Source organism: Ruegeria sp. CE8 (genome assembly GCF_056537465.1).
In genome coordinates this window covers 228,429-240,924 of record NZ_JBQFRP010000001.1, presented here as the reverse complement: position 1 = coordinate 240,924, position 12,496 = coordinate 228,429, and the positions used below count along the sequence as shown (strand labels likewise).

Annotated in this window: 12 protein-coding genes; 2 read left to right on the top strand and 10 right to left on the bottom strand. The window is 58.5% G+C overall.

What is annotated here, in order from left to right:
• Nucleotides 1-18 precede the first annotated feature (18 nt).
• On the bottom strand, nucleotides 19-1,389 hold the full coding sequence (locus ACR0AA_RS01225) for a DNA-packaging protein (RefSeq protein ID WP_480755406.1): 1,371 nt from the start codon (nucleotides 1,387-1,389) through the stop codon (nucleotides 19-21).
• A 486-nt stretch (nucleotides 1,390-1,875) separates the two neighbouring features.
• The gene (locus ACR0AA_RS01220) at nucleotides 1,876-2,832 is read right to left on the bottom strand and encodes an oxidoreductase (RefSeq protein ID WP_480660833.1); all 957 of its coding nucleotides are present in this window, start codon (nucleotides 2,830-2,832) and stop codon (nucleotides 1,876-1,878) included.
• 70 nt (nucleotides 2,833-2,902) lie between these two features.
• Here ACR0AA_RS01220 and ACR0AA_RS01215 point away from each other — a divergent pair, with 70 nt between their 5' ends.
• Both ACR0AA_RS01215 and ACR0AA_RS01210 read left to right on the top strand, forming a co-directional pair.
• Nucleotides 2,903-3,457, top strand: a complete 555-nt coding sequence (locus tag ACR0AA_RS01215; RefSeq protein WP_480660835.1) for a TetR/AcrR family transcriptional regulator — start codon at nucleotides 2,903-2,905, stop codon at nucleotides 3,455-3,457.
• A gap of 285 nt (nucleotides 3,458-3,742) precedes the next feature.
• Complete coding sequence (locus tag ACR0AA_RS01210; protein ID WP_480660837.1) at nucleotides 3,743-5,005, top strand: DEAD/DEAH box helicase; 1,263 nt, start codon at nucleotides 3,743-3,745, stop codon at nucleotides 5,003-5,005.
• 196 nt (nucleotides 5,006-5,201) lie between these two features.
• Here the strand turns inward: ACR0AA_RS01210 and ACR0AA_RS01205 are convergent, their stop codons facing one another.
• The 8 genes from ACR0AA_RS01205 to fabD all read right to left on the bottom strand — a co-directional run bounded on the left by ACR0AA_RS01205 (nucleotide 5,202) and on the right by fabD (nucleotide 12,349).
• On the bottom strand, nucleotides 5,202-5,777 hold the full coding sequence (locus ACR0AA_RS01205; RefSeq protein WP_480660839.1) for a Rieske (2Fe-2S) protein: 576 nt from the start codon (nucleotides 5,775-5,777) through the stop codon (nucleotides 5,202-5,204).
• 244 nt (nucleotides 5,778-6,021) lie between these two features.
• Nucleotides 6,022-7,182 carry an endolytic transglycosylase MltG gene (gene mltG, locus ACR0AA_RS01200; protein WP_480755286.1) on the bottom strand — a complete coding sequence of 387 codons (1,161 nt, stop codon included), beginning with the start codon at nucleotides 7,180-7,182 and terminating at the stop codon, nucleotides 6,022-6,024.
• Nucleotides 7,183-8,448, bottom strand: coding sequence for a beta-ketoacyl-ACP synthase II (gene fabF, locus ACR0AA_RS01195; protein ID WP_480660842.1), 1,266 nt, complete (start codon nucleotides 8,446-8,448; stop codon nucleotides 7,183-7,185).
• A 192-nt stretch (nucleotides 8,449-8,640) separates the two neighbouring features.
• Nucleotides 8,641-9,384 (bottom strand): 1-(5-phosphoribosyl)-5-[(5-phosphoribosylamino)methylideneamino]imidazole-4-carboxamide isomerase, encoded by a 744-nt coding sequence (locus ACR0AA_RS01190; protein WP_480660843.1) that lies wholly within the window; start codon nucleotides 9,382-9,384, stop codon nucleotides 8,641-8,643.
• 122 nt (nucleotides 9,385-9,506) lie between these two features.
• On the bottom strand, nucleotides 9,507-10,046 hold the full coding sequence (locus tag ACR0AA_RS01185) for a GNAT family N-acetyltransferase (RefSeq protein WP_480660845.1): 540 nt from the start codon (nucleotides 10,044-10,046) through the stop codon (nucleotides 9,507-9,509).
• A 141-nt stretch (nucleotides 10,047-10,187) separates the two neighbouring features.
• Nucleotides 10,188-10,421 carry an acyl carrier protein gene (locus ACR0AA_RS01180; protein ID WP_005982462.1) on the bottom strand — a complete coding sequence of 78 codons (234 nt, stop codon included), beginning with the start codon at nucleotides 10,419-10,421 and terminating at the stop codon, nucleotides 10,188-10,190.
• A gap of 209 nt (nucleotides 10,422-10,630) precedes the next feature.
• Nucleotides 10,631-11,368: a 3-oxoacyl-[acyl-carrier-protein] reductase gene (fabG, locus tag ACR0AA_RS01175; RefSeq protein WP_239343691.1), complete on the bottom strand. Its 738-nt coding sequence runs from the start codon at nucleotides 11,366-11,368 to the stop codon at nucleotides 10,631-10,633.
• A gap of 42 nt (nucleotides 11,369-11,410) precedes the next feature.
• The gene (gene fabD / locus ACR0AA_RS01170) at nucleotides 11,411-12,349 is read right to left on the bottom strand and encodes an ACP S-malonyltransferase (protein ID WP_480660847.1); all 939 of its coding nucleotides are present in this window, start codon (nucleotides 12,347-12,349) and stop codon (nucleotides 11,411-11,413) included.
• Nucleotides 12,350-12,496: the final 147 nt, after the last annotated feature.

The following is a 12,496-nucleotide window of genomic DNA, read 5'->3' as shown; positions in this document are numbered from 1 at the left end:
GTTCTCTATTCGCTGCGGTTACAAACTCCGCACCCTAGGCCGCCGATACGCCCCAGCAGGCCCCACAACCAACTCATGCAGCGCCCAGACCAGCGCGTCGACCCTGTCGGGCGAGCCCTGCCCCTCGAACCCGCGCGCGGTCATCTGGCACATCTGCTCCTCCAGCGCGACCAGCCCCGCCACATGGCACACCCGCCCCTGTTCGTACAGCGCCGCCACAGGCTCGGCCCGCGCGACCTTGCCGCGTGAGGCACGCACCGCGCGGAAGGGCACCAAAGGGTCCACCTGCCGCACGACCTCTTCCACCAGTTGTCCGCCCTGATTGACCTCGGCCACCAGCCGCTCGGCCCCGAACTCGTCCATCGCGTCAATCGCCGCCTGCGCCCAGCCCGCCGGGCCAACGCCCTGCACCGTCCGGTCGGCCAGCACGAACGCCCGCCACTCCTCGGGTGGCCCTTGTAGCTGCGCGCCCACAACCACGATCCCGCAGGCATCTGCGTCGGACCCCGCCGTTACCGCTGGGTCCAGCGCCACCACGACGCGGTCCAACTCAGGAACATGATCCACCCGAGCCGCGTCCAGCATCGAACCGGTCCACAACGCGCCCTCGGCATCCGACAAAAGCATCCCGTCCAATTCCTGCCGCCCCAGCCGCGTGCCTGCATAACGCGAGTGCACCTCGTCCAGAAACGACGCCGCCAGGTTGGCCCGGTTCGCCTCGGTTGGCGCATGGGTCTGCACGGTGGACGGAGATGCCAGCAATTCCTTCAAAACCTTCACATTGCGCGGCGTCGTGGTCACACAGACCCGAGGCCGATCGCCCAACCGCAACGCAAATTGCAACATATCCCAGGTCTCGCCTGCCTTCTTCCACTTGGCCAGTTCGTCCACCCAGGCCGCATCAAACTGCGGACCCCGCAGCCCCTCAGGGTCATACGCCGAAAACGCCTGCGCCTCGGCCCCGTTGGGCCAGATCAGCCTGCGTTCCGATGCCTTCCACTGCGGCCGTCGATCCGGTGGCGAACACTGCAATATGCCGCTATCGCCAAAGATCATCACATCGCGCACCTGATCAAAAGTCTCACCGACCAAGGCCACCCGACAAGCTTCTCCTCGATCCAACGGCTTTGCCCCCTCAACCATCGATCGCACCCACTCGGACCCTGCGCGTGTCTTGCCTGCGCCGCGCCCGCCCAAGATCACCCAGGACCGCCAGTCGCCTTCGGGCGGCAGTTGGTGCGGCAACGCCCAGAACTCGAACAGGAAAGGGAGGGCGCACAGCCCCCCCTCCCCGATCTCACTCAGAAATCTCTCCCGAACCGCAGCAGGCGCGGAGGCGAGCCAGCCTGCACCCGACTTCAAATCGAGCGCGCTCAAGGTCGAGCGCATACCCCCCTTGGGCAATTCCGGCTTGTCTGTGATGTTGTTCGACAAAGCTTGTCTCCACTTTCTGACAGGTTCGGATCAGCCCCTCTAGCTGCCCGAGTTGCTTGGCTGAACCAGCAAGATCTGCATCCTCCCCGGTTCCGATTTGCCTGCGCAGTTCTTCCGCTGCCTGGCGCAAACCGCGAATGGATGTCTCAAGCGACTGCAAAAGTTCCGCCGTCTGGGACATCCTCTCTTCCGGGGTAATCAAAGTCATGTTTGCCTGTGACCTCATGCGTGAGTTTTTCCGCACGAGAGAAACGAAAAACGGCCACCGGGTCTCCCCGGGGCCGTTGCCCACTTCTTCTAGCATGACACACTTAGTACGCGAAAAAGCGCGCAAAGTCAATGCTTTGCGCAACATGGTCGCAACAGGCACCGTTCAAAAACTCCTATGAATTTCTTAACGGAGCCACTGCCCTGACTGGCATCACGCCTTTAAAACGGGTCTCAGGCCGCGTCAGAAACAGCCGGAAGGCTCCATCGAAAGCCGACCAATTCTTCACTTCTGACCCACAGCGCCGCTTGCTTTTCGCGATCCAGCGCATGATCCATGACCTTGGCATCGCTCACCGGCCCGCGCGCCTCGTGCATCTTTTGCGGCCCGTAATAGGCACCAGCTTTGGCTTCGGTTCCTGCCGCCGCCAGAACCGTCGGGGTCGCACCGGCCTCGGGACTTTGCGCCATCAGTTTGTTGGTCAATGCCATGAGACCCTTCAGAACACCCTTGGGTCCTGTGCTTTGCAGGTTTGTCTGGGTGTATCCCGGGTGGCAAGCTATACAGGATGCCTTGCTGCCCGGGGTATTGAGGCGGCGATCTAACTCGAAAGCGAACATCAGGTTTGCCAGTTTACTCTGGGCATAGGCTTTGGTCGGCGAGTAATTCCTGTCTGACATAAGATCATCCAGATCCAGCGGTCTAAACTTGTGAGCCATGCTCGACAAGACAACAACACGACCCTCAGCCGCCTCAACCAAATCCAGTAAAAGTCCGGTCCACAGGAAATGACCCAAATGGTTGGCCCCCATTTGCAGGTCAAAACCGTCTACTGTCTTTGTCTGCGGCGTCATCATAATGCCGGCATTGTTGATCAGCGCATCAATCTTGCTGTAGCGGCCGCGCAGTTCTTTGGCAGCACTACGAACTGAAGACAGATCTGACAGGTCCATCAAGATCAGATCCAATTTGCCTTTGACACGTGCCGAAAGCTTGCGTTGCGCAGCTTCACCTTTTTCGCGCGACCGGCATACCATGACGATGTTTCCGCCCTTTTCGCCAAGCATCCGCGCAGCTTCAAATCCGATGCCCGAATTCGCCCCCGTAATCACGAAGGTCCCGCCGGTCAGATCGGGCAGTTGCGCGTGCGTCCAATTCGCAAATCCGGAATCGCTGATTTTCTGTTCCATAGTTCAATCCTGAGGTAAGGCTTGTTGGAGGTAACCCGGTCGTGTACCATGTTTACAATTTGGACCCAAAATGTTAAATACGAAAATGCCCAACGATAGCAACGCCCTGAATGTTCTGACACTTTTTGCCAATTACGGGTTTCGCAAGGCATCGATGAGTGAAATCGCAACCGCCGCAGGGCTGTCTCGACAGTCGATCTACAACCAGTTTGGCTCAAAAGAGGCGGTTCTTGATTGGGCGGTGACCAGTTTCCTTGACGCGATTATCGACGATGCCCTTCACTGCCTCGAAACGATGGACGGCTCTGCATCCCAAACCCTTGTATCAGCCTATCAGGCTTGGATCGGTGATCACCTTCCCTTGATGCGCGGAACACCGCATGGGTCCGAGCTTCTGGACCAAACGAAATCTGCCGCCGAAAGATCAGCGCGCGACTATGAGGGGGAGTTCACCCGAGCGGTCGAGTGGTTCCTTTTGGCCCAAGGTATGGCACCCTCTGAAGAAGCGGCCAAGGATGCGGCTTATGTGCTCAACCTCGCCTCAAAGGGATTGCTGCTCAAGGTCGGCACACCGGAAAACTATGCTCAAAGTCTGAAACGCGTGATCGGCGTTCTGTTTCGCTGAATACATTGCAATCCTTAGAGCCGCTTGACATTTGACGTCTAAACTTGCATCTGCCCCGGATTACAGCGCCATTGCGTGAGCTTTCGCGGATAAGACCGCCCCAACAGTGCGCTAAACATTTCCCAGTTCCCCATCACGCAGGGTTCTTGATGCGACGGCCGGATGCCACAGGACTCGCCTGTGCAACCCGAGGCTTCGTAAAAACCCTGCCGGTCTCGCAGTTTGCGGGATCAAACACTATTGTCCGTGGTTGACCTTTCGCCATGGGCCGCAAAGGAATGACACTTGTTCGACTTCGACATGCTGGGCCTCGCCCCGGCCCTGAATGAAGCGCTGGAACGCGCCAACTTCACCCAACCGACTCCGATTCAGAACCAGGCGATCCCGTTGGCGCTAAAAGGCCACGATATCCTCGGGCTGGCCCAAACCGGCACCGGCAAGACACTGGCCTTTGGCCTGCCGCTGATCGACCACCTGCTGGCCCAGCCCGGCAGACCAGCCCCCAAAACGGCCAAAGCGCTGATCCTCGCCCCCACACGCGAACTGGTCAACCAGATCGCCGAAAGCCTGCGCAACCTGACACAGAAATCCAAGCTGCGCGTCGCCACCGTTGTTGGGGGGCAGTCCATCGGAAAACAGATCTCATTTCTGTCCCGCGGGACCGATATTCTGGTCGCCACTCCCGGTCGTCTGATCGACCTGATGGAACGTGAGGCGGTAGACCTCAGCCAAGTGCGCCATCTGGTTCTGGACGAAGCGGATCAGATGCTTGACATGGGTTTCATTCACGCGCTCCGCAAAATTGCGCCCAAGCTGGGAACCCCGCGCCAAACCATGCTGTTTTCGGCCACGATGCCGAAACAGATGGAAGAGATCAGCCAGGCCTATCTGACGAACCCCCACCGGGTGCAGGTTTCACCTCCGGGCAAGGCGGCCGACAAAATCGCTCAGTCGGTGCACTTCCTCAGCCGGGCTGAGAAGCCTGTGAAACTGCGCGAAATCCTGTCGGCGGACATGGGTGCTCTGACTTTGGTCTTTGCACGTACCAAACACGGTGCGGAACGCCTGATGAAAGACCTCGTCAAAGACGGCTTCAACGCCGCCTCCATTCACGGAAACAAAAGTCAGGGGCAACGTGACCGCGCCATCAAAGCGTTTCGCACCGGAGAGATCAACGTACTGGTCGCCACCGATGTCGCCGCGCGCGGCATCGACATTCCGGGTGTCGCTTATGTGATCAACTATGACCTGCCCGAGGTGCCGGACAATTATGTTCACCGTATCGGCCGAACGGCCCGTGCCGGTCGCGAGGGCGAAGGGATTGCGTTCTGCGCCCCCGATGAGCTGGATCAGTTCCGTCAGATTCAGAAACTGATGAAAATCGAAATCCCTGTCGCGAGCGGCACGATGCCCGAAGTTGCAGAACCCAAAAAGTCCCGCGGACGCGGCGGTTTCCGGGGCCGCGGCATCAAACCCAAAGCTGCGAACACGGCGTCCAAGCCTGCGCCTTCCAAGCGTCGCCGGCCGCGTCGACGCCCCGCTGCCTAAGCCAAAGCATGGAGCCACGTTTGCGGCCAAGCCTCTTACCGGGAGTGTCGCAAAGCCTGAACAACCCAAGGCGCAGCGGGCTCTAACAAGAAAAACACCCTCGCAAATATCTGCGAGGGTGTTTTGGTTTAAAGCTTTGACTATGTAGAAGAACAGGAGGATAGGATTGGCTGGTGCGGACGTAATGTTGGTCAGATCATTTCATGGTCGGCATATCTGAAAGGTCCAAATAGACTGACTGCAGGTCCTCAGAAAACCAAGCGGGAGTTACTTTCAGGTTTTCCGTGGTTGGTCCTGCTTTCGGGCGCCCCCACATATCGAAGTGCACGGCCTGGCAAGGATCAAGAAAGCCGTCGTAATCGCCGACCTTCGGATGTACAATGCACCCATATCCGCCGACGTTTATGGGGCTAGCAATGAACCATTCTAAACGATTGTAAGCTTCCGGCCCTATCTCAAACGCAAACGTTCCGTCGTTCAGCACATTCAACCATTCTTCCTTTGAAACGTCTGGATCAATCTGTGCCATCGCAGCCGCAATTTCTGTGATATCTCGACGCCACAACACAATTGGTTTTTCGTCAAGACGCAGAGTCCTGACATCGCCGGGCTTCCAGTTTTCCAGCCAAACAGAGTGTACATCGTTTCGATAACGTGCTTCGACATCAGCAGTTGGTTTCATACTAGCTGATAGGAAAAATATCCCCGAGCCGACCACAAACACAGAAAACGCCGCTGTGACGTAATAAAGAAGGACTCCGCGCTGTTTCATTGGCCACCTGCACTATTGGCCCAATCAGTTGCCAAGATCAAAATGGAACCTTCACTGAAATGACTTACTCAGCCATTGATTTCCGAAGAAAGCAATTTTCATCACGGTTAGTAATCTCTGAATTAAAATTCAAGACCGTGGCTTTGGACTCGAACCTGACATGAAGGAGCCGCCGATCTCGCAACCGCTGTCGCGTGATCAGCAACTCGTCTGGCTAAAGGCTTGGTTTCCGGCGCGGCCTTATTTAGTTGCCTGAACTTTGCCGCTCGGCCTCAATCTCACGCCACTTGGCAACGTTGCGATTGTGTTCCTGCAGAGTTTCCGCAAACGCGTGACCGCCCGTTCCATCCGCAACGAAGAAGACGAAATTGGTGTCTTCGGGCGCGACGGCTGCCTCAAGGCTGGCCAGTCCGGGGTTTGCAATCGGTGTCGGTGGCAACCCATCGATCACGTAGGTATTCCAAGGCGTTGCCCGACGCAGCTCACTACGACGCAGACCGCGACCCAGCGTACCCTGCCCCTTGGTGACGCCGTAGATGACCGTTGGGTCCGTTTGCAGCTTCATCCCCTGTTCAAGGCGGTTCACAAAGACACTGGCAACCTGACCGCGCTCATGTGGAACACCGGTTTCCTTCTCGATGATAGAAGCGAGGATCAGCATCTCTTCTGGGCTGCTGATAGGCAAATCTTCTTGACGGCCTTCCCAAACAGCGTTGATGCGCAGTTGTTGTTTGTCCTGCATCGCCTGCAAAATGGCCGCCCGGTCAGCGCCGGGGGCCAGTTCGTAGCTGTCGGGTGCCAACATGCCCTCGGCCGGAATTTCCCCGATTTCGCCGGTCAGAGTGTCAATTCCTTTGAGCCCCTCAACCACCTGCCAGGACGTCACGCCCTCAGCAACCGAAACGCGATACCGGGTGTCGGCATCGCCTCGCTTTTCTGTGTACTCGGCGGGAATGTCCTCGTCAGTTGCATCAAACGAAGCGATTTCGACAAAGTCCAGCGTTGCAGGGTCCAGTTCGCGCACGCGCGTCTGAATCCGGGTGACGCCGATACGATACTCGATCTCGGAGCCACAGGTGCTGGCACCGCTGCTGGTGATTTCGTCGATGATCTGCTCCATCGACGCGCCTTCGCGCACCAGAAAGCTGCCGGCCTTCAGTTGCTGGGCTTTGTCGGTGTAGTCCGCCGCCATCCGGAAGATCGTCGCATTGCTGATGGCACCTTGATCTTCCAGTTCGCGACTCACCTTTGTCATGTTCGAACCGCTTTTGACCTGCAGGCACATGGCGGTTTCCAGTGGGCCCTCGACCTTATATTGCGACTGGCCCCACAGGATCAGCCCCCCCATCAGGAACAGGCCGACGATCAGCAGAGTCAACGCGTTCGAAGCAAGAGCCCGGAACATTTAGCTGACCTTTCCGAAGATCACGCTGGCGTTGGTGCCGCCAAAGCCGAACGAGTTCGACAGCGCCACGTTGATTTCCCGCTCGCGTTTTGCGTTCGGTGCCAGATCAATCGGCGTCTCAACCGCCGGATTGTCCAGGTTGATCGTAGGCGGAGCAACCTGATCGCGGATCGCGAGGATCGAGAAGATCGCCTCAATCGCGCCAGCCGCACCCAACAGGTGGCCGGTGGCCGATTTGGTCGAGGTCATGGTCGCCTTGCTGGCGTGATCGCCCAGCAGGCGCTCAACCGCACCCAGCTCGATCGTGTCGGCCATGGTCGAGGTACCATGCGCGTTGATATAGTCCAGATCTTTCGGCTCCAGCCCGGCGCTGCGCAGCGCGGCTTTCATCGAACGTTCTGCACCGTCACCATCTTCAGACGGGGCGGTGATGTGATAGGCGTCACCGGACATACCGTAGCCCAGCACTTCCGCATAGATCTTCGCGCCACGTGCTTTAGCATGCTCGTATTCTTCCAGAACCACGATGCCTGCGCCCTCGCCCATGACGAATCCGTCACGATCCACATCGTATGGCCGGCTCGCTTTCTTCGGATCGTCCGCGTATTTGGTCGACAGCGCCTTGCATGCGTTGAAACCGGCAATACCGATTTCGCAGATGCAACCTTCGCCGCCGCCTGCAACCATGACGTCCGCGTCACCTGCGCGAATGATGCGGCTCGCGTCGCCAATGGCGTGCGCGCCGGTGGAGCAAGCAGTCACGACCGAGTGGTTCGGCCCCTTGAAGCCATGACGGATCGAGACCTGGCCAGATGCCAGGTTGATCAGAGCCCCGGGAATAAAGAACGGCGACACGCGGCGCGGACCTTTGTCGCGGATCAGGTTCGCTGTTTCAGCGATAGAGCCCAGCCCGCCAATACCGGAACCAATCAAAACGCCTGTGCGCAGGCGGTCCTCTTCACCCTCAGGCAGCCAGTTGGCGTCCTGACAGGCCATGTCGGCGGCCGCGATGGAATAGAGAATGAAGTCTTCGATCTTGCGCTGCTCTTTCGGCGGCAGCCAGTCATCGGGGTTGAATGTCCCGTTGGTGCCATCGCCGCGCGGAACTTCGCAGGCATAGGTCGTGGTGACACCGCTTGCTTCGGCATCAAACTGCGTGATCGGGCCCGCGCCGGATTCTCCATCCAGCAGCCGCGACCAAGATTCCTCGACCCCGCTGGCCAAAGGAGTGACCAATCCCAGACCGGTTACAACGACTCTGCGCATGAAATGCCTCTTGCCTGCTTCCTATTTGAGAACCGCTCATACCCCGGCCCGGGGTCCGGGGGCAAGAGCAACGGCACATTCCGCACCGGCACCATTTCGCCGGAAGTTCCGGCAGGAAGCTATGTGCCGGAACGAACTGCCCCGCCCCTTCCCTGAAAAGAATGAGGCGGGGCTTGTAGAATTGACGTGGTATTACTGGAATTCGGCGATCGGTTCGTGCGCTTGCGCGGCGACTTCCAACGCGTCCGACAAATCGATCGTCTTACGGAACAACGCCCGCCCGACCAATGCACCCGAAATGTTATGAACATACGCCAGGCGCGAGATATCATCGACGGTGCGAACAACACCGCTGGCGATAACCGGGGTACGTGATGCTTCTGCAATACCAGAGATCAGACCCAGCTGCGCGTCAACATCTTCAATATCACTGTCGATGTCAGTCACCAGAATTGCCGCGAACGGCGTGCCTTCGAAGGCTTCGATGAAAGCTTCGGGTGTAAACGCACTCTGGCTGCGCCAGCCTTCTGTCATGACCTGGCCCTGCCAAACATCCACGGCCAGAACGATCTGGTCCGGGTACAGCTTGGCCAGTTCCTTGACCAGGTTTGGATCCCAAGCGGCCAGCGTTCCGATCACAATCCGACCCGCGCCCTTGTCGATCCAGTGTTCAACCTGTTCCCTTGTCCGCATACCGCCGGCCAGTTGCACCGACATTTCGGAAGTGCGGATAATTTCTTCGACCAACGCGGCGTTGGCATCGCTGCCTTCGATCGCGTCAAAATCCGTCAGGTGCATCCACGTGGCCCCGGCGGCAGACCAGCTGCGTGCCGTTTCCGTCGGATTCACATGCCAGATCATCGCTTCGTCCAGACGGCCCTTGTCCAGTGTGACACACCGGCCGTTCTGCAATTCCATCGTGGGGTAAATCCTCATGAGCTTGCTCCTCCGCTCAATCGCTCTGCAAATCCAGAGTACCATACACGCGGAAGATCAGCCCGATGTTACCAAGATCGGCAAACTACGGCCGGTTTGCGGCATCCCGAAGTCTCAAAGTGTCAGTGACGGGCGGGTGGCCCGTTGCGGCGGAAAAGTGTCACCTCACTGCCGTTGAAATCGCATTCGCGCATGGGAACATACCCAAGCTTTCCAGCCAACTTTTGCGAGGCCTCGTTCGCCGAATTTACCATTGCAACCAATGGGCCGGGCATAATTCGGTCAAACCAGTCGTGCGCGGCCTGCGCGGCCTCGAACCCCAGCCCCTGCCCCTGCGCCTCGGGAACCAAAATCCATCCGGCCTCGGGGAAACTGTCGAAATCTTCACCGATTGAACGGTTACCGTAGAAAAAACCGGCCTGACCGATCATTTGCCGATTCGATTGCTGAACCACGGCCCATTGACCGAACCCAGCCATCTGCCAGTGCCCCGCATTGCGAAGAAAAGAATCCCACGCCTCACCACGAGAACGCGGTATGCCACCGATATGCCGCACAATACACGGGTTCCGCCAAATCTCGGCGAACCGGTTGAAATCCTCTGGCCGCATGGCGCACAGCGTCAGGCGTGCCGTGTTTATCATCGGGGTGGATCGTATCATGCCCTGCCCGCTCAGAAATTTAAGCCTCACATAAATGGTTGCGAACGAATGCCGCAGCTTGCAAGCCTGAATTTCTAACGGACAATAAAAAACGGCGCCTCCGTTGCCCGGAAGCGCCGCTTTTTAACGTTTTCGAAGCTCTTAGGAGGCTTCCGAGATGAATTTGACGGCGTCGCCAAATGTCTGGATGGTCTCGGCTGCGTCATCAGGGATCTCGATTCCGAATTCTTCTTCGAAGGCCATAACCAGCTCAACAGTATCCAGGCTGTCTGCGCCCAGATCGTCGATGAATGACGCGTTTTCGGTCACTTTGTCTTCTTCAACACCCAGGTGCTCAACAACGATCTTTTTTACGCGATCTGCGACGTCGCTCATGTCTATTCCTCATTCCGTTTTCAGGGCCTAGTGCCCGGTTCTGCCCTTGCCCGCTCAGGCTGGCTTTGATTTGCCCGGTGCGGGCGGTTGGCTCCCGGATGACCGGGAAAGTAGAAGGCCGACCGTTTGGTCGACCTCAGCATTTATGCGCCGCCTATAACATAGACAACGCGCGAGGCAAACGCTTTCGCACCTGCCCCTGTCCGCGCTCACAACATGGCCATACCGCCGTTAACATGCAAGGTGGTTCCGGTAACATATCCGGCTTCGGGGCTGGCAAGATACAGAACAGCCGCCGCAATTTCCGATGCATCGCCCATGCGTCCGGCCGGAACCTGCCCCAAAATGCCTGCCTTTTGATCGTCGGTCAGCTTGTCGGTCATGGCCGTGGTGATGAAGCCAGGCGCAACCGCATTGGCAGTGATCCCGCGGCTGGCAACCTCATAGGCCAGCGACTTGGTCATGCCGACCATACCTGCCTTGGACGCCGCGTAATTTGCCTGACCGGGGTTACCAGTGGCGCCAACCACGGACGAGATATTTATGATCCGACCCCAGCGGGCCTTCATCATGCCCCGCAAGACGCCTTTGCACAGCCGGGCGGTCGAGGTCATGTTCACGTCGATCACGCTCTGCCACTCGTCGTCCGACATACGCATGAACAGGTTGTCCCGCGTGATCCCGGCGTTGTTGACCAGAATATCAACCGAGCCCATCGCCTCGGCCGCCTGTTTCGGCAGCGCGGCCACGGCCTCACCATCGCTCAGGTTGCACGGCAGGACATGAGCCCGGTCGCCCAGCTCAGCCGCCAGCGCCTCCAGCGGCTCAACCCGCGTACCGGACAACGCAACGGTCGCACCCGCGCCGTGCAACGCACGTGCGATCTCGCCGCCAATCCCACCGGACGCACCGGTGATCAGCGCATTCTTACCTGTCAAATCAAACATTCGATCTTCCTCTTGGTGCACAACTTGCGTCGCACGTTGTCCTTACGATTCGCTCTGAATCACATTCTGCACGTCATCCGGCGTGCCAACAGCCTTACCGGCAATCGAGCGGTCGATCTTGCGGATCATGCCCGACAGCGCCTTGCCCGCGCCGACTTCCCATGTCTCGGTTACACCCTGTGCTGCCATATACTGCACGCTCTCGCGCCAGCGCACGGACCCAGTGACCTGCTCGACCAGCAACTGCCGGATCAGGTCCGGGTCACTGACGGCCTCAGCTCGGACGTTCGCCACCAACGGAACCGCCGGAGCTTTGATTTCCACAGCTGCCAGCGCCTCGGCCATCACATCCGCGGCAGGCTGCATCAATGCACAATGGAACGGAGCGCTTACGGGCAACATCACAGCACGCTTGGCGCCTTTTTCCTTGGCAATCTCAGCAGCACGTTCCACGGCGGCCTTGGCGCCCGACACCACAACCTGAGTAGGATCATTGTCGTTCGCGGCCTGACAGACCCCATTCTGTGCAGCCTCTTCTGCAACGGCACGCACGGCCTCAAGATCCAACCCAAGGATCGCAGCCATCGCGCCCTCGCCCACCGGCACCGCGCTTTGCATCGCTTGACCGCGGGTGCGCAACAGACGCGCGGTGTCAGCCACAGTCAACGCTCCTGCCGCTGCTAGGGCCGAATACTCACCCAGAGAGTGACCGGCGACATATGCCGCATCTATCACCGCAACGCCCTCAGCTTCTAATGCGCGCATTGCCGCCATCGAAGTTGCCATCAGGGCCGGTTGCGCATTCTGGGTCAGCGTCAGCTCTGCGATGTCACCTTCCCAGATCAGGCTGCTCAGCTTTTCGCCCAGCGCGTCGTCAACCTCATCGAAAATGGCCTGAGCAGTCGGATAGGCCTCAGCCAGTGCTTTGCCCATGCCGATGGTTTGGGCGCCCTGCCCCGGAAAAACGAACGCGCGTGTCATTGCAACCTCTTGGATGACGTTAGGTTGCGTGGGGGTGTAAACCGAGTGAACGAGCGGCACAAGCTCTGCATCCTGACACGCAATCTGTGCGCTAGACGCTATTGTGTCGAAACGCTGTGCAATTAGGTTAGCACCAGCAAACAGACC